Raw genomic sequence first — 16104 nt, 5'->3', positions numbered from 1 at the left:
TCCCCCGGTCAGTCGTCGCTTTCTTTATTGTCGACGCGGTAGCTGAAGCTGAAGCCGAAGCCCTGGAACAGCACCACGTCGGCCAACTGCCGGGACAGCTCGGCGGCGCTGGCCAGCTTGGTCTTGGGCACGTAGAGCATGTCTTCGGGCTGCAGGTAGGCGAGTTTCTGGCTGCCGCCGGAGAGCGCCTGGTCGACGTCGTAGTTGACCGCATGCACGGTGTTGCCCTCGCGACGCATGATCACCACCGAACCGAGCTTGGCCTTGAGGGTCGGGCCGCGGGCCAGGGTCAGCGCCTCGAGCACGGAGATCGGGCGGCGGATCTGGAAGGCGCCGGGCTGGCCGACTTCGCCGAGCACGTAGATCTCGTTGGCGGCGGTGGACTTGAGCAGCACATCCACGCTCATGCGCCCTGGCAACGTGGCGTAGCGCTCGTTGAGGTAGTCGCGCAGCTGGTTGACGGTCATGCCCTGCAGCGGCACCGAGCCGATTTCCGGGAAGGTGGCGCGGCCGTCGTTGCCCACGGTGATGTCGCGGCTCATGCCGGTGCCGGGGTGGCTGAGGGCGTTCTTCAGGTTGACCTCGTCGGTCATCGGGCTCACCACCCGCACGGTGACCTGGTCACGGTTGGGCTTGAACACCCGCTTGTCCTGGTAGGCCTGGCGGATGGCGCTCTCGGCTTCGCCGGGGGTCATGCCCTCGACGCGCACCGCGGCGTTGGTGCTGGGCAGGGTGATGGTGCCGTCGGGCTGCACCAGCTGGTTGCCGTTCAGGCCGCTGGCGGCCATGAAGTTCAGGTCCAGGGTGTCGCCGGACTGGATCCGGTAGGCCCCGGCCGAGCGGTTGCTGACATGGAAAATCACTTCCAGCACGTCCTGCGGGCGTAGTACCTGTTCGCGGCGGGCGACTTCAGTGGCCTGGCTTTCGGCGGGAGGCGCGGTGAGGATCTGCACCGGCATCTCGCGGTTTTCCTGGCTGGCGCAGCCGGCCAGGGCCAGTACGCACAGGGCAATCGAGGGATATCTCATGGCGTTCATCCTGTGCGGCCTCTCAGAGATTTTCGTACAACCACTTGGGCATGTAGTACTTGCGCTTGTTGAACACGCTGCCGATCAATCGCGCGCCGGCCTGGGTCAGGCGCTGGCTGGCGGCCTGGGCGACTTCCCAGCGGGTTTCCTCGGCGCACACGACCAGGATCACGCCGTCGACCAAGGTACCGATCACCAGGCTGTCGGCGCTGGCGTAGATGGCTTCGCCGTCGATCACCACGAAGCGGTACTGGTTGCTCAGCTGGTTCAGCAGTACGCGCAATTGCTCGTGGTCGAGGCGGTCGCGGCCGCGCTTCCAGGTGCCCACCGGGAGCACGTCGAACGGCTGGTCGGACAGGCGCACGATGCAGTCCTGGGCCAGCGGCGGGGTGTCCTGGTTGAACAGCAGGTCACTGTAGCCGCGCAGCTTGGCCAGGCCGAGCTGTTGGCTGAGGCCGCCGGGGCTGAGGCTGGCATCGATCAGCAGCACGTTGCCCGCACTCATGAGGGCCAGCTGGCTGGCGAAGGCCAGGGCGCTGGTGCTGGTGCCGCTGCCGGTGTTGGCCGCGGTCAGCAGCAGGGTGCGCTGGTCGAGGTCGAGCACGGTGGCGGTCAGGTTGGTCTCGCTTGGGGTAGCGATCGTCAGGCTTCTTGAGGATGAACCGTCCATCTCAGCTTGCTCCGTGGCCAGTGAAGACTTTGAACGGGGTCTTGAGCAGGATCTTCAGGTCCAGCATCAGGCTCTGTTCGTTGATGTAACTCAGGTCCAGCTCCACCCGTTGGTCGAAGTCGATGTTGCTGCGCCCGGAGATCTGCCACAGGCCGGTCATGCCCGGGTAGATCGACAGCCGCGCCAGGTGGTTGTCGTGGTAGCGGTAGGCGTTGAATGAAGTGGGGCGCGGGCCGACCAGGCGCATATCGCCGGTGACCACGTTGATCAGGTTGGGCAGCTCGTCCAGGCTGCTTCTGCGCAACCAGCCGCCGACCGAGGTGATGCGCGGATCCTTGTCGATCTTGAAGTCGATGGCATCGGCGCCGTGCTTGTTCAGGTGGCGCACCGAATCCTTCAACGCCTCGGCGTTCGCCACCATCGTGCGGAACTTGAACATGCCGAAGGCGCGGCCGCGGTAGCCGGTGCGCTTCTGCACGAAGAACACCGGGCCTGGACTGGACTGCTTGATCAGCAGCGCCAGCACCAGGAACAGCGGCGACAGCAGCAGCAGCAGGGTCAGCGCGGCCAGGCACGACAGCACGCGGTTGGTGCGCGAAAGGGTCCAGGGGCGACCACCGACGCGGCCGGTGATCCAGCCGCGGCCCTGCATGTGGATGGCGGCATCAATGCGCTGTCGGTGCGCCGGGTCCATGCGTTTGTCCTGGTACAGCGCCTGCAGTTGCGCGCTCTTGGGTTGTCCTGTCATACCGCCCTCCGTTGATCTGGCTGCTCACCCGTGGCCGCCGCTTCGCTGGCGGCGGGCGAGTAGTAGCTCTTGAACCAGGCGACGAAGCGCCTGAGCCCCTCATCGAGGCCTATCTGTGGGGTGAATCCGGTGACCCTGGCCAGGGCGCTGGCATCGGCGCAGGTGGCCAGGACATCGCCTGGTTGCAGTGGCAGCAGTTCGATCACCGCGTTGCGCTGCAGGTGTTTCTCCAGCAGCGCCAGGTAGTCGAGCAGTTCCACCGGACGCTGCCCGCCGATGTTGTACAGCCGCCACGGCGCATGGCTGCTGGCCGGATCCGGGGTCAGCGCATTCCACTGCGGGTCGGCGACCGGGGGCAGGGGGATCAGCCGCACCAGGCTCTCGACGATGTCGTCGATATAGGTGAAATCGCGCTGGTGGCGGCCATGGTTGAACAGCTGGATTGGCCTGCCTTCGCTGATCGCCCGGGCGAACTGCATCGGCGACATGTCCGGGCGGCCCCAGGGGCCATACACGGTAAAGAAGCGCAGGCCGCTGCAGGGAATGCCGTACAGGTGGCTGTAACTGTGGGCCATGGCCTCGTTGGCCTTCTTGGTGGCGGCATACAGCGACAGCGGGTGGTCCACGGCGTCTTCGACCCGATACGGCGTTTGCTGATTGGCGCCGTACACCGAACTGGACGAGGCGTACAGCAGGTGCTGGACCGGGTGCCGGCGGCAGCCTTCGAGCACGTTGAGGAAACCGGCCAGGTTGCTGTCCAGGTAAGCCTGCGGGTTCTGCAGCGAGTAGCGCACACCGGCCTGGGCGGCCAGGTGCACGACCACGTCCGGGCGTTCGCTGGCGAACAGCCGGGCCATGCCGTCGCGGTCGCCCAGGTCCAGGCAGTGCAGCGGGAAATCGCCCGCTGTCTGGCGTACCCAGTGCACGCGGGCATGCTTGAGCGACGGCTCGTAGTAGTCGTTGAAGTTGTCCAGCCCCACCACCTGATGCCCCTCGAGCAACAGCTGGCGGCAGGTATGGGCGCCGATGAAACCGGCCGCGCCGGTGACCAGCACTTTCATGGCGCATCCGCCTGCGGGCTGACCTGGCGCAGGCCGATGCCGCTGTAGTGCAGGCCGTGGGCCGCCACCTGTTCAGGGTTGTACAGGTTGCGGCCATCGACGATCACCCGCGCGCGCAGCTTGCTGGCCAGCATCGAGAAGTCCACTACTCGGAAGTTTTTCCACTCGGTGCAGATCACCAGGGCGTCGGCGTCCTGCAAGGTGTCGTCGCGGGTGGCGCACAGTTGCAGGTCGTCGCGGTAGCCGTACAGGCGCCGGCATTCGTCCATGGCTTCGGGGTCATAGGCGCGCACCGTGGCGCCTTCGGCCCACAGCGCTTCCATCAGGTAGCGGCTGGGCGCTTCGCGCATGTCGTCGGTGTTGGGTTTGAAGGCAAGCCCCCACAGGGCGATGGACTTGCCCGCCAGGCCGCCGAGGCGCTGCTTGAGCTTGGCGAAGAGGATGCGCCGCTGCTGATCGTTGACCTCGCTGACACTCTGCAGCAGGCGCAGCGGCATGCCGCTGTGCGCGGCGGTGTGCAGCAGGGCCTTGATGTCCTTGGGGAAGCACGAACCGCCAAAGCCGCAGCCGGGGTAGATGAAGTGGTAGCCGATGCGCGGGTCGGAACCGATGCCGCGGCGTACCGCCTCGATATCGGCGCCCAGGTGTTCGCTGAGGTTGGCCAGCTCGTTCATGAAGCTGATGCGGGTGGCGAGCATGGCGTTGGCGGCGTACTTGGTCAGTTCGGCGCTGCGGTTATCCATGAACATCAGTTTTTCGTGGTTGCGGCAGAACGGCGCGTACAGTTCGGCCAACTGGTCATGGGCGACCTCGTCGAGGGTGCCGACGATGATGCGGTCGGGGCGCATGCAGTCCGCCAGGGCACTGCCTTCCTTGAGAAACTCGGGGTTGGACACCACGCGTACTTGCAACTGACCCTTGCCCAGGCGCTGCAACTCGTCGCGGGCCAGGGCCATGACCTGGTCGGCGGTGCCCACCGGCACGGTGGACTTGATGATCAGGGTATGGTCGGTCTCCATCAGCGTGGCGATCTGCCGGGTGACGTTGAGCACATGGGTCAGGTCGGCCGAACCGTCCTCGTCGGGCGGGGTGCCCACGGCGATGAAGATCAGCTCTGCGTGGCTGACGGCGTCGCTGGCCTGGGTGCTGAACAGCAGGCGACCTTCCTTGATGTTGTCTTCGAGCAAGTCCGACAGGCCCGGCTCGCTGATCGGCGGCACACCCTGGCGTAACTGGTTGATCTTGTGGGTATCGACATCCACGCACAGTACCCGGTGACCTACGTCCGCCAGTGCTGCTGCCTGTACCAGTCCGACATAACCGGTGCCAAAAACGCTCACGTCCATGCGCGGTGCCTCGAATGGATGAGTAAGGGAGATGAAACAGTGATGTGAATTGGGTATAGCTCAGCCCGGTGGAATTGCGTCAAAGCAATGGCATGTTTCGTCGCATTTACAGAGTCCAACGCAACGGGCCTTCTGCCACCAACCCGTTTCCAATCCGTGTGTTAGCGAACATAGCTAGTGGCAATTGGCCGTTCGGCGAGCCGATGAACGGTGCAATGCAGCGAAATAAGCGGGCTGCGGACGATAGAGATAATCAACAACAGCTTGCGGCCTGTGCCAGATTCCGGTGTCGGTATGTCGTCGGAAATTTGACTTTTTTGCGTTGTGGTTTGTTTCACAGGTGCTACGGTTTGAGAAGAATTCCATGACCGGAGTGGCCGAAACATGCGCGGATGGGTCAAGCTTTTGCTGCTGCTGGTTTACCTGGCCAGTTTTCATGGCTATTACCGTGAGCGCATAGAAGCCTTGGGTATTGGCGTGCCGCTGGTCCTTTACCTGGGTATGTTTGCGGTATTGGCAGTGGCGCTTGTGCTGACGGCGTTCACGCGTGCGGGGTGGTTGCGCTGGGCGTTGGCCCTGATGTTCACCGTCAGCGCGATCTTTCTCGACGCTTATAACCGCATCACCGATTCGTACCTGACCTATAGCGCCTTCGTGTCCATGGTCTACGCCGGCGGTTTCGTCCAGGAGGCGCTGCAGCAATATCATTACGCCATAACCCTCGCTGCGGCACGGGCGCTGCTGTTGCTGCTGGGCATTGGCCTGCGTCCGGGGCCGACGCCGAAGTTGCCGCGCCTGTTGCCACCGTTGGCACCGCTGCTGGGGTTGCTGGCGCTGGTCGCCATCCTGTTTGTGCGGGCCGGCGAGGGCGCCCGCGGGCTGCCGGTGATGTACACGCCGCTGGCCTACCTGAGCCTGTTCACCTACGAGACCTTGCACGACCATGTCGGGCCACGTCAGCCCGTGACCCTTGCCCAATCAGGCCCGGCGATGGCGCGGGACATCGTGCTGCTGATCGACGAGAGCATCTCGGGCAACTACCTGGACCTGAACACCCCGGCCGGGGTCACCAGCCATCTGGCCCAGGCCCAACCCGGCGTGCAGATCGTCAATTTCGGTTACGCCGCGTCCATTGCCAACTGCAGCGCCGACACCAATGTCACCCTGCGCTATGGCGGCACCCGCGCCGACTACCTGCGCATCAACTCGACCCAGCCGTCGATCTGGCAGTACGCCAAGCGCGCGGGCCTGGAGACGGTCTATATCGACGGCCAGCGCACCGGCGGCAACCTGCAGAACCTGATGACCGAAACCGAGAAGCGCGATATCGACCAGTTCATCCAGTTCGACGACACCCCCGTGGTGCAGCGCGACATGGCGGCGCTGGAGCGGCTGATTGCGCTGCTCAAGGATGGCAAGCCGCACCTGATCGTGGTGAACAAGGTCGGGGCCCACTTCCCGGTGCACGACAAATATCCAGACGACTTCCTCAAATACCAGCCCGCGTTGCCCCGGGGCCACTACGTCGATATTGCCGACACTGGCACCCGCGACGGTTTCGATGGCCGCCCGCAGGACTGGGTGCTGTACCGCAATGCCTACCAGAACACCGTGCTGTGGAGCGTCGGTGAGTTCTTCCGCCGGCTATTCGCCGAGGCCGACCTCAGCCAGGCCGTGGTGCTGTACACCTCCGACCATGGCCAGGACCTGCATGAGCGCGGTAACCCGGGGCTGAACACTCATTGCGACAGCAACCCGGTGCCCGAGGAGGGCCTGGTGCCGCTGGTAGTGATCCAGGGGCAGGGCCTCAGGACACTGGATTGGGAAGGCAACCTGGCGATGAACCGTAACGCCTCCAGCCACTACAACCTTTTCCCCACAATGCTCAAGCTGATGGGCTACGACGACAAGGCGGTCAGCGCGCTCTACGGGCAGTCGCTGGACATGCCGACCGACGACCCGTTCACCTTCAACGTGCGTTTCAATGCGCGGCTGGGGGCCAAGCCGGATTTCCGTCATATCGACCTGGGCCAGGTAGTCACCCCCGCCAGTGTCCTGGCGGGGCAACCGATGCCGGTAGGCAAGGCTGACTGACGTCAGAAGTCGATGCTGGCGGACAGCTGCACGGTGCGTGGCGCGCCCAGCCCCAGGCTGGTGAGCAGCGGCATGCCCCAGTAGGCCTTGTTTGTCACGTTCTCTACCGTGCCGCGCAAGGTCACCGGGTGGTCGGCCACCTGCAGCCGGTAGCGGGCACCGACGTCGTAGAGGGTGTAGCCGGGAATCGACTGGCTGTTGTCGTCGCTGATGTACTGCTTCGAGACGGCCGTGGCGTTGGCGGTCAGGGTCAGGCCTTCGAGCACCGGGGTATCCCATTCCACGCCCAGCTTGCCCTGCAGTTTTGGCTGACCGGTGGCGGTCTTGCCTTGCTCGGCGGGGTTCTCGGCCTTGGTCACCTTGGGATCGAGACGGGCCACGCCGCCCATCAGGCGCACATCGGCCACCGGTGTGCCGAAGAAGCTCCACTCGAGCCCGCGGTTACGTTGCTCGCCACCGAAGGAGAACACTTTGGTTACCGGGTTGGTGAAGCTGCTGGGGCGCTCTATCTGGTACAGGCTGAGGGTGTGGGCGAAGTCGCCGAGGTCGAGCTTGATACCGACCTCCTTCTGCTTGGACTTGTACGGGGCGAACACCTGGCCGGCGTTGGGCGCGGTAAGCGGGGCGACGGCGCCTTTGCTCAGGCCTTCGATGTAGTTGGCGTACAGCGACACTTCGTCGGTGACCTTGATCAGCACCGCTGCGGCCGGGGTGGTGGCGCTTTCGTTGTAGCGACTGGTTTGCGCGCCGGTGTCGACGTTGAAGCTGTCGGTCAGCACCTGCTGGCGGCGCACGCCCAGGGTGAGCTGCACACGCTCGTCGAAGAACGACAGGGTGTCGGCCAGGCCGTAGCTGCTCAGGCGTGACTCGGTGTGGGCGATGGCGGGGTAGCTCCTGGCGGCCTCCGGGCCCCAGACCGGGTGGTAGATGTTGGTGATCCACTCGGCACCCGGAACGTTGCGCCGGCCATAGTCGCGCTGCTTGTCCGAGTAGTGCGTGGCATTGAGCGACCACTGGTGGCCGACGCCGAAGGTGTCGAAATGGCCACGCAGGCCGGCTTCGCCCGAGGTCTTCTCCAGGTCGATCTTCAACTGGCCCATGCGCGTCTCGAAGTCGCCAGCGGTGTTGAGCACTTCTGCGAGCATGGTGCCGCTGTACTTGTAGTCGGTCTTGCTGGTGCCGGCTGAGGCATAGGCCATGAGGTTGTCGTTGAGGTCATATTCGCCGCGCACGATCACGCCCTTGTCGCGGGTCTGTACGAAACCCCAGTCCGGGTTGAGCAAGGTCTCGGACTTCGGCGGCCTGGGCACCGGCACGCCTGCGGCCAGGCCGATGCCGCGGTTCTGGCCCCTGACCCGGTCCTCGCTTTCGTACAGGTCGGCCGACAGGCGCGCGCGCTCGCCACGCCAGTCCAGGCCCAGGGCATTGAGCTCGGCCTTCATGCGCTGGTGGTCGGTGGCGGTATCACCGTCGCGGTAGACGCTGTTGAAGCGCACGCCGAACTGTTGTTCCTCGCCGAAGCGACGGCCAACGTCCAGGTGCCCGCCGAACTGCGCGTCCGACATGTAGGTGCCGGTGATCCGCGTCAGCGGTTCGGCGCCCGCGCGCTTGGGCACCAGGTTGATGCTGCCGGCCACCGATCCACCTGGCGGCATGCCGTTGAGCAGGGCGGACGGGCCCTTGAGCACCTCGATGCGCTCGTACATCTCCGGCGAGATCCGGTAGTAGGGCGCCATGCCATACAGGCCGCCAATGCTCACGTCGCTGATGTTGGAGTTGAAGCCGCGGATGGAGTAGTTCTCGCTGTAGGTGCCCTTGAGCCCGTTGCTGAAGACTGCGGGGTCGGTCGCGGCGATCACGTCGGTGATGGTCTGGGCCTGGGTGTCCTCGATGTATTTCTCGGTGTAGCTGATAGTGCTGAATGGCGTTTCCATGAAGTCCTTGTTGCCCAGCAGCCCGACCCGGCCACCCGAGGCCACCTGGCCACCGGCGTAGACCGGCGGCAACGCACTGGGGGCGTCGCGGCTGCCTTCGACCATGGTTTCGGACAGCTCCAGGCTGCCGGCGCCTTGGCCGTGGCGCGCCTTCTCCACTTCTTCCGCAGGTTCCACTGCGTGTGCCGCAGCCAGGTTCATGGCGGCACCGCCCAGCCCGAGGAGCAATGCCATGTGCACGGCGGCGAAGGTGCGATTGCAGGTGAAGTGCGGTACAGCCGGCGGATGTGCCGGGCTGACAGGTTGTTGCGACATACTGGATTCCTTTCGATTCGCAAGTAAGTGAAGGCATTCACTAGGGATTCCGAATCAGAAAGGCAAAACCTCAATGCTAATCATTAGCATTTAAAGTGGTGTTGATCTAAGTCGCCGACAGTGCCAATGGGTGCATGGCGCGAAAGCTCTGCGCTTCTTCCACCAACCAGTCATGCACCGCCCGCGCCCCAGGTTGGCTCAATCCGCCCGGTGGATACAGCAGCACATAACGCTTGTGGTTGGCGATAGGCACCCCGAACGGCACGATTAGCGCGCCGCGTTCCAGTTCGTCGTTGAGCAGGGTGCGCCGGGCGATGGCCACGCCGACCCCGGCGATGGCGGCCTCGATGGTCAGGTGGTTGCGGTTGAAGGTATGTCCGCGGCGTACGTCCAGCCCGCCGGCACCGATGCCGTCGAGGTAGAACTCCCACTCGGCGTATTCCGAGCTGCCGCGCCAGGCGGTGATGTCATGCAGCAGCGGGTAGTGGGCCAGCCCGGCCGGGCCGTGCAGGGGCGGGCGGCCGCGCAGCAGGGCAGGCGAGCACACCGGGAAGATCTGCTCGTCGAGCAGAGGCGTGGAGAGCATGCCCGGATAGCTGCCATCGTTGAGATCGATGGCCAGGTCGAAGTCTTCCGGATGCAGCGCCTGGTTACTGTCCTCGGCCACCAGGCGCAGCTCAATGTCTGGATAGCGTTGCTGGAAACGCGGCAGGCGCGGGGTCAGCCACTTGGCCAGGAACGAGGGGATCGAGCGCAGGCGCAAGGTACCGCGGATCTCGCCGGCGTCCAGGCGCAGCAGCTCGGCCTCGATGCTGCCGTAGGCTTCGGCCACGGTCTGCGCCAGGCGCTGGCCTTCGGCGGACAACTCGACGCCGCGAGCACGGCGCAGGAACAGGCGAAAGCCCAGGCGTTCCTCGAGCTGACGCATCTGCTGGCTGACTGCTCCGGGAGTGATGTGCAGCTCTTCGGCGCAGCGGGTGAACGACAGATGTCGCGCCGCACAGGAGAACACGTGCAGCCAGACGAACACCTGGCCATTGAGTGGGCCTTTCATTGTTTAGTCCTGCTAAAGGCTTGTGTAGGAAGTTTCGTTGGTCAAGCTGGCCTGAGCGCGGCAGTATCGCGCAACTTGGCAATACCGCTCAAATTTTCCGGAGAGCCGTGGCGTGTCGCAGATTGCCGTCACGGTCAGGCATTAGCATGGCTATCAGTGTTTTCGACCTTTTCAAGATTGGCATCGGCCCATCCAGCTCCCACACCGTCGGCCCCATGCGCGCCGCGGCGACCTTTGCCCAGGCCCTGCGCGAGCGCGGCTTGCTGGCCCAGGTTCGCCGGGTCGAGGTACGCCTTTATGGCTCGCTGTCGGCCACGGGGGTCGGGCACGCCACCGACCGTGCCTGCCTGTTGGGGCTGATGGGCCAGTGGCCGGACCGGATCGACCCGCACAGCATCGAGCCACGCATCGACCAGCTGATGCAGGAGCACTGCCTGATGCTCGACGGCAGTCATCCGATCGACTTCCAGTACAGCCGCGACATGCGCCTGCTGGACGAGAGCCTGGCCTACCATCCCAATGCGATGACCCTGGAAAGCTTCGACGGGCAGGGCAGCCAGTTCAGCCAGACCTACTATTCAGTGGGCGGAGGCTTCATCGTCGAACAAGCTGAAATCGATGCGCCTTCGAGCGACGAAGGCCTGGTCGAGCTGCCTTACGAATTTTCCAGCGGTGCCGAACTGCTGGCCCTGTGCAAGGCCCACAATCTCAGCGTCAGCCAGCTGATGCTGGCCAACGAGTGCGCCTGGCGCCCGGAAAGCGAGGTCCGCGAAGGCCTGTTGAAGATCTGGGCGGCGATGGGCGAGTGCGTCGACAACGGCCTGCGCAACGAAGGCATCCTGCCGGGTGGGCTCAAGGTCAAGCGCCGGGCGGCGCGGCTGCACCGCAGCCTGCAGGAGGTCGGCAAGCCGAACGTGATCGGCTCGACCCTCAGCGCCATGGAGTGGGTCAACCTGTTCGCCCTGGCGGTGAACGAAGAGAACGCCGCCGGCGGGCGCATGGTCACCGCGCCCACCAACGGCGCCGCCGGCATCATTCCGGCGGTGCTGCACTACTACATGAAGTTCAATCCCGGCGCCTGTGACGACGATGTGGTGGCGTTTCTCCTGGCGGCGGCCGCAGTGGGCATTCTGTGCAAGAAGAACGCTTCGATTTCCGGCGCCGAAGTCGGTTGCCAGGGTGAAGTGGGCTCGGCCTGCTCGATGGCTGCCGCAGGGCTCGCCGAGGTGCTTGGCGCGACCCCACCGCAGTTGGAAAACGCTGCAGAGATTGCGCTGGAGCACAACCTTGGGCTGACCTGCGACCCCGTGGGTGGCCTGGTGCAGATCCCGTGCATCGAGCGCAATGCGATTGCCGCGGTGAAGGCCATCAACGCCGTGCAGATGGCCTTGCGTGGCGACGGCGAGCATTTCATCTCCCTCGACCGGGTGATCCGCACCATGCGCGATACCGGCGCGGACATGCACGCCAACTACAAGGAAACCTCCCGCGGCGGCCTGGCCGTCGCGTTCGTCGAGTGCTGAGAAACAGGCTCCCGCGAAGTGCCCCGCAAGCCTGATTGAACCTGCAACACCCGCTGTACCTGCGACAAAAACAACTACAAGGCGATACCCATGACTGATGTACAAAGCACCACGAGCGTTCGTGCGGATTCGGCTGCCCCGGCTTCGGCCAGTGGCTCGACCACCTGGAACCGCCACGACACCACCTGGGCCCTGGGCCTGTATGGCACGGCGATCGGCGCCGGCACCCTGTTCCTGCCGATCAACGCCGGGGTCGGGGGCTTCTGGCCGTTGCTGATCCTGGCATTGCTGGCCTTCCCCATGACCTTCTTTGCCCACCGCGCCCTGACGCGCTTCGTGCTGTCCGGGCGCAAAGGCGGCAACGAGGACATCACCGAAGTGGTGGAGGAGCATTTCGGCGTGGGCGCCGGCAAGCTCATCACCTTGCTGTACTTCTTCGCTATCTTCCCGATCCTGCTGGTCTACAGCGTGGCATTGACCAATACCCTGACCAGCTTCTTCGAGCACCAGCTACACATCGGTGCGCCGCCCCGAGCACTGTTGGCGTTGCTGCTGATCTGCGGGTTGATGATCGTGGTGCGCTGCGGCCAGCAGATCATCGTCAAGGCCATGAGCGTGCTGGTGTATCCCTTCGTCGCCTCGTTGCTGCTGCTGGCGCTGAGCCTGATCCCCAACTGGAACGGCGCCTTCTTCGCCCAGGCCAACGAGGGCATCGGTGCCTCGAAGCTGTTGCTGACTTTATGGCTGGCGATTCCGGTGATGGTGTTCTCGTTCAACCATTCTCCGATCATCTCGGCCTTCGCCGTCGACCAGAAGCACCGCTATGGCAATGATGCCGACCGCAAGAGTGGCCGGACCCTGGCCACGGCCCATGTGATGATGGTGCTGACGGTGATGTTCTTCTGCTTCAGCTGCGTGCTGGCCCTGAGCCCGGCGGACCTGGCCGCGGCCAAGGCGCAGAACATCTCGATCCTGTCGTACCTGGCCAACCACTTCCAGACCCCGGTGATCGCCTTCGTCGCGCCACTGATCGCGCTGGTGGCTATCACCAAGTCTTTCCTCGGCCACTACATCGGAGCCAGCGAAGGCTTCCAGGGCATGATCGTCAAGAGCCTGCGCGGGCGCGGCAAGACATGGCCGGCCAAGCGCCTGGAGCGCGCCACCGCGTTGTTCATGCTGGTGACCTGCTGGGCGGTGGCCACCCTCAACCCAAGCATCCTCGGGCTGATCGAGAGCCTTGGTGGGCCGGTGATCGCCTGCCTGTTGTTCCTGATGCCGATGTACGCGGTACAGAAGGTGCCGGCGTTGCGCCAGTACTCGGGCAAGCTGTCGAATGTGTTCGTGGTGCTGATCGGCTTGATCACGCTGTCGGCGATCGCCTACAGCTTCATGGCCTGACCAATGAACGCAGGGCAAGCCCGCTCCCACGTGAATGCGTGGGGGGAGGACTTGCCCCGTGGACCGCTCAGGTCAGACGCTTTCCAGGTGCCTGATCGCGGCCTTCAGGCGCTCCGCTGGTCGCGGTTGATCCTGGTGGGTGATGTCCGGCGCCTTGCGCACGCGGCCATGCTGGTCGACCCAATGGCCGTTGATGAAGTAGCGGTAGCTGGCAGTGCCGACATTCCAGCCCTGGTCGAGCAGACCCTGCAGGTGGAAGGTCTGGGCAATCTGGCTGAGCGGGCCGCTAGGGCTGCCATCCAGGTGCAGGACGATCGACGGGCTACCCGCGGGCGCGAACGGCAGCTCGCTGTAGCCGCCCCACACCTTGGCGTGGAACACCTGAACCGGATGCGTGGTCTGGATGATGGAAGCCCTGCCGGTGACCTTCTTCTGCACGGTATTCACCAGCAGGTCGAGGGTCAGGATCGGTGCGCCGAGCAGCCCGTTGCTGACGTTCAGGCGGGTATGAAAAAGTCCGAAGGACATGCTGATTCTCCTTGTCTGCTCAGGCTTTCTTGGCGGCCTTGGCGGCCGGGCTTTTGGTCGAGGCAAGAGCTTGGTCCAGGGCTTTGCCCACGGCACCGCTGGCCAGATGCTTGAGTTGCGCGACATCACCGGTGGCGATCACTGCCTCCAGGGTGGCGTTGTGCAGTTCGGTCGTCAGGTCGACGTTCGCCAGTGTCTGGATGCGCTTGAGCTCCAGCACGACGGGTACGTTGTCCACCTCGATCCAGCGCTGGCCGTTGTAGTAGCGATAGCTGGCCGTACCTTTCTGCCAGTCCTGGTCGAGCAGCGCACGCAGCTCGAACTGCTCCGGCGAGTTGGCGTGTGGTCCGCCATGGTTGCCACGTACCGTCAGCAGGATCTTGCCTTCGCTTGGCGGCTGCACGGTGAGGTAGCTGTAGGTGCCCCAGACATCCAGCGCCAGCTCCAGCGGTGGATTGGTGGTCTGGGTGATCAGCGCGTGGCCGTTGACGCTGCGGTCTGGCGTGTAGACCAGCAGGTCGACTTGCAGGCGCGGGGCACCTGGCGCGTTGGTACCAATGAGGTAGGACACCGGGAAAAGACCTTCCGACGGTGCGAGCAGCGATTCAGACATGATTGCCTCCATTGCATTCGATGAATGACATACCGATAACCACGACTGGCGCAGGCGGGCGAAGAGGCGGAGGAGGTGGGAGACCGGGCGGGGAGAACAGGCTTGCCCGGTGCGAGCGGCTGTTGGCAGCCGGCTTGTGCAGCCATCCCTGGTACGCGGTGCCGCCTGCCTGGCAGCCCGCTTGAGTTAAGCAGGCCGGCCAGGCAGTGATGGCCTTTTTACAGTACGTCCGACGAGTGGTCGCGCATTGACCGAATGGTCACTTACTTCGCTTTCTGCTGCAGGGCCACGAAGCTGCGGCGCATGTCGCTGGCCCAGCCGTCGAGCACCGGCTTGACGTCGTTCAGGGTCAGCTGCGTGGTGTCGTTCTCCAGGTCCTTGCCACTGCCCTTGCGCACCACCTGGGCCAGCACGTTCTGGCTGGCGCCATCGAGGAAGGCCGCCTCCACGGCGATGTCCACGGCCTGGTCGCGGCCACCGGCGGCGGTGTTGACCGCCGCGGCGACCAGGGCGATGGGGATCACTTCATAGGGTTTGAGGCCTTCGGTGCTGGTGGAGACCGCGGTGATCGCCGGGCGCACCACGATGGTATTCGGCCCGGGCTCCTTGACCAGGGTGAGCACACTGCCGAGTTCGCGGCGCATCGCTTCGTTGAAGTAGCGGGTGATCTCTTGCAGGGTCTGCGCCGAGATCACGTTGGTCGGTTGCGGCTTGGGGTAGAACTGGCTCGGTTCGATGAACACCTTGGTGTACTGGCTGGCCTTCACGTCCGGGTCGATCCAGCGCATCACCGGCGCGCCGGAGACGCTTTCGGCCGGCTTCAGGCGGCTGTAGTCCTTGAGAAACCCGGAATAGTCCTTGGGGTCGACACGGTTGCTGGAGCAGGCAACCAGGGCCAGCAGAGCAGCGCACAGCAGGGTGGTGCGAGGCAGGTGCTTCATGATGACAAGGTCCATGAGGGAAGGGGCCAGAACAACGCTAGCAGGTGGTGGGCCGAAGGCCAGCGTTCGGGCTGTCGACAGTTGCCGTTTCCCACCGATCAACCTGATTGGGCTTACTATCCATTCATCAATGAAAGTGGAAAGGTATGCCCTTTACGGGTATGTTTAGAGTGCCGATCATGGATGTCTACAAGCGTAGGGAGTTTGCCCGCTGGCAAGCCAGGGAGTGCTTGCCGGACCACCTGCTCTGCCGGGCAGTTGCAGAAATGCAGAGTGGGTTGTTTGACGCGAGTCTTGGCGGCTTATTGTTCAAGAAGCGCATTGCTGGCCTTTGCAGTGGCAAGCGGGGTGGTTACCGCACGCTACTGTCGGCTCGCATAGGCGATCGATATGTGTTCTTGCATGGATTCGCCAAAAGCGACCTGGCCAATGTCACACCGGCCGAGCAAAAGGCCCTGCAGTTTACCGGCAAGGTTTTTCTGGAATTATCACCCCGCGCTCTGGCCAAGGCATTGGGCTGCGGAGTATTGATGGAGGTCCATTGTGACCAGCAAACTCATTGAGTCATTGCGTGCCGACCTGTCGGCTCTGGAGCAGGCAGGCGCTGTCGGCAAGGTTACGCTGAGGGACTTTGAGGCGATCTGCCCGGCTCCGGTGCGAGCGTTCACTGCCCAGGACATCCGCCACCTGCGTGAAGCCCTTAACTTCAGCCAACCGGTGTTCGCCCTGCACCTGCACACCAGCGCATCGACAGTGCGCAAATGGGAGCAGGGCGAAACACGCCCGGCCGGGCCGGCCTTGAAGCTGCTGAACATCATTGCCGACAAGGGGCTGCAGGCCATTCTATGACG

General features: G+C 64.2%; 15 protein-coding genes. 5 read left to right on the top strand and 10 right to left on the bottom strand.

Annotated elements, in window-relative coordinates:
• Positions 1 to 8: 8 nt before the first annotated feature.
• Genes AC3WL2_RS05330 through AC3WL2_RS05310 form a run of 5 tightly spaced genes read right to left on the bottom strand, consistent with a single transcriptional unit; the run spans position 9 to position 4853 of the window.
• Positions 9 to 1028: a polysaccharide biosynthesis/export family protein gene (locus tag AC3WL2_RS05330; protein WP_102682285.1), complete on the bottom strand. Its 1020-nt coding sequence runs from the start codon at positions 1026 to 1028 to the stop codon at positions 9 to 11.
• 22 nt (positions 1029 to 1050) lie between these two features.
• Complete coding sequence (locus AC3WL2_RS05325) at positions 1051 to 1698, bottom strand: CpsD/CapB family tyrosine-protein kinase (RefSeq protein WP_102682284.1); 648 nt, start codon at positions 1696 to 1698, stop codon at positions 1051 to 1053.
• 1 nt (position 1699) lies between these two features.
• Complete coding sequence (locus AC3WL2_RS05320; protein WP_046855782.1) at positions 1700 to 2446, bottom strand: sugar transferase; 747 nt, start codon at positions 2444 to 2446, stop codon at positions 1700 to 1702.
• The gene (locus AC3WL2_RS05315) at positions 2443 to 3507 is read right to left on the bottom strand and encodes an NAD-dependent epimerase (RefSeq protein WP_102682283.1); all 1065 of its coding nucleotides are present in this window, start codon (positions 3505 to 3507) and stop codon (positions 2443 to 2445) included. The genes AC3WL2_RS05320 and AC3WL2_RS05315 overlap by 4 nt, the downstream gene beginning before the upstream one ends.
• Complete coding sequence (locus AC3WL2_RS05310) at positions 3504 to 4853, bottom strand: UDP-glucose dehydrogenase family protein (protein ID WP_102682282.1); 1350 nt, start codon at positions 4851 to 4853, stop codon at positions 3504 to 3506. Before AC3WL2_RS05310 ends, AC3WL2_RS05315 begins: the two co-directional genes overlap by 4 nt.
• Before the next feature lie 384 nt (positions 4854 to 5237).
• Between AC3WL2_RS05310 and AC3WL2_RS05305 the strand changes: the two genes are divergently transcribed.
• A complete protein-coding gene (locus AC3WL2_RS05305; RefSeq protein ID WP_102682281.1) occupies positions 5238 to 6947 on the top strand; it encodes a sulfatase-like hydrolase/transferase in 1710 nt (569 codons plus the stop codon).
• Positions 6948 to 6949: 2 nt separating this feature from the next.
• Here the strand turns inward: AC3WL2_RS05305 and AC3WL2_RS05300 are convergent, their stop codons facing one another.
• Both AC3WL2_RS05300 and AC3WL2_RS05295 read right to left on the bottom strand, forming a co-directional pair.
• Positions 6950 to 9196, bottom strand: a complete 2247-nt coding sequence (locus AC3WL2_RS05300) for a TonB-dependent receptor (RefSeq protein ID WP_102682280.1) — start codon at positions 9194 to 9196, stop codon at positions 6950 to 6952.
• 106 nt (positions 9197 to 9302) lie between these two features.
• On the bottom strand, positions 9303 to 10250 hold the full coding sequence (locus AC3WL2_RS05295) for a LysR substrate-binding domain-containing protein (protein ID WP_102682279.1): 948 nt from the start codon (positions 10248 to 10250) through the stop codon (positions 9303 to 9305).
• A gap of 146 nt (positions 10251 to 10396) precedes the next feature.
• On the opposite strand from AC3WL2_RS05295, the gene AC3WL2_RS05290 reads away from it, so the two are divergent.
• Together AC3WL2_RS05290 and AC3WL2_RS05285 are read left to right on the top strand one after the other, a co-directional pair.
• Positions 10397 to 11773, top strand: coding sequence for an L-serine ammonia-lyase (locus AC3WL2_RS05290; protein ID WP_102682278.1), 1377 nt, complete (start codon positions 10397 to 10399; stop codon positions 11771 to 11773).
• 90 nt (positions 11774 to 11863) lie between these two features.
• Entirely contained in the window at positions 11864 to 13171 is a 1308-nt protein-coding gene (locus AC3WL2_RS05285) for a serine/threonine transporter (protein ID WP_102682277.1), read from the top strand.
• Between the two features lie 72 nt (positions 13172 to 13243).
• Here AC3WL2_RS05285 and AC3WL2_RS05280 read toward each other — a convergent pair whose 3' ends face one another.
• From AC3WL2_RS05280 to AC3WL2_RS05270, 3 genes are all read right to left on the bottom strand, one after another.
• Positions 13244 to 13699 carry a DUF1842 domain-containing protein gene (locus tag AC3WL2_RS05280; protein WP_102682276.1) on the bottom strand — a complete coding sequence of 152 codons (456 nt, stop codon included), beginning with the start codon at positions 13697 to 13699 and terminating at the stop codon, positions 13244 to 13246.
• A gap of 19 nt (positions 13700 to 13718) precedes the next feature.
• The gene (locus AC3WL2_RS05275) at positions 13719 to 14312 is read right to left on the bottom strand and encodes a DUF1842 domain-containing protein (RefSeq protein ID WP_102682275.1); all 594 of its coding nucleotides are present in this window, start codon (positions 14310 to 14312) and stop codon (positions 13719 to 13721) included.
• Positions 14313 to 14575: 263 nt separating this feature from the next.
• Positions 14576 to 15253, bottom strand: a complete 678-nt coding sequence (locus AC3WL2_RS05270; RefSeq protein WP_046857799.1) for a DUF3313 domain-containing protein — start codon at positions 15251 to 15253, stop codon at positions 14576 to 14578.
• Between the two features lie 179 nt (positions 15254 to 15432).
• Here AC3WL2_RS05270 and AC3WL2_RS05265 point away from each other — a divergent pair, with 179 nt between their 5' ends.
• Positions 15433 to 15816, top strand: a complete 384-nt coding sequence (locus AC3WL2_RS05265; RefSeq protein WP_173862420.1) for a type II toxin-antitoxin system RelE/ParE family toxin — start codon at positions 15433 to 15435, stop codon at positions 15814 to 15816.
• The gene (locus tag AC3WL2_RS05260; protein ID WP_046855774.1) at positions 15797 to 16102 is read left to right on the top strand and encodes a helix-turn-helix domain-containing protein; all 306 of its coding nucleotides are present in this window, start codon (positions 15797 to 15799) and stop codon (positions 16100 to 16102) included. Before AC3WL2_RS05265 ends, AC3WL2_RS05260 begins: the two co-directional genes overlap by 20 nt.
• Positions 16103 to 16104 lie beyond the last annotated feature (2 nt).

The sequence above is a fragment of the Pseudomonas sp. FW305-96 genome, assembly GCF_058783825.1.
The sequence above is the reverse complement of the archived record's forward strand: the minus strand, read 5'-3'. Positions and strand labels throughout refer to the sequence as shown.

Bases quoted from the DNA above. Each gene is read 5' to 3' on its own strand.
- AC3WL2_RS05315 (WP_102682283.1), bottom strand. From the start codon at position 3,507: ATGAAAGTGCTGGTCACCGGCGCGGCCGGTTTCATCGGCGCCCATACC.
- AC3WL2_RS05265 (WP_173862420.1), top strand. From the start codon at position 15,433: ATGGATGTCTACAAGCGTAGGGAGTTTGCCCGCTGGCAAGCCAGGGAG.
- AC3WL2_RS05310 (WP_102682282.1), bottom strand. From the start codon at position 4,853: ATGGACGTGAGCGTTTTTGGCACCGGTTATGTCGGACTGGTACAGGCA.
- AC3WL2_RS05300 (WP_102682280.1), bottom strand. From the start codon at position 9,196: ATGTCGCAACAACCTGTCAGCCCGGCACATCCGCCGGCTGTACCGCAC.
- AC3WL2_RS05275 (WP_102682275.1), bottom strand. From the start codon at position 14,312: ATGTCTGAATCGCTGCTCGCACCGTCGGAAGGTCTTTTCCCGGTGTCC.
- AC3WL2_RS05325 (WP_102682284.1), bottom strand. From the start codon at position 1,698: ATGGACGGTTCATCCTCAAGAAGCCTGACGATCGCTACCCCAAGCGAG.
- AC3WL2_RS05270 (WP_046857799.1), bottom strand. From the start codon at position 15,253: ATGAAGCACCTGCCTCGCACCACCCTGCTGTGCGCTGCTCTGCTGGCC.
- AC3WL2_RS05305 (WP_102682281.1), top strand. From the start codon at position 5,238: ATGCGCGGATGGGTCAAGCTTTTGCTGCTGCTGGTTTACCTGGCCAGT.
- AC3WL2_RS05280 (WP_102682276.1), bottom strand. From the start codon at position 13,699: ATGTCCTTCGGACTTTTTCATACCCGCCTGAACGTCAGCAACGGGCTG.
- AC3WL2_RS05320 (WP_046855782.1), bottom strand. From the start codon at position 2,446: ATGACAGGACAACCCAAGAGCGCGCAACTGCAGGCGCTGTACCAGGAC.
- AC3WL2_RS05285 (WP_102682277.1), top strand. From the start codon at position 11,864: ATGACTGATGTACAAAGCACCACGAGCGTTCGTGCGGATTCGGCTGCC.
- AC3WL2_RS05330 (WP_102682285.1), bottom strand. From the start codon at position 1,028: ATGAGATATCCCTCGATTGCCCTGTGCGTACTGGCCCTGGCCGGCTGC.
- AC3WL2_RS05295 (WP_102682279.1), bottom strand. From the start codon at position 10,250: ATGAAAGGCCCACTCAATGGCCAGGTGTTCGTCTGGCTGCACGTGTTC.
- AC3WL2_RS05290 (WP_102682278.1), top strand. From the start codon at position 10,397: ATGGCTATCAGTGTTTTCGACCTTTTCAAGATTGGCATCGGCCCATCC.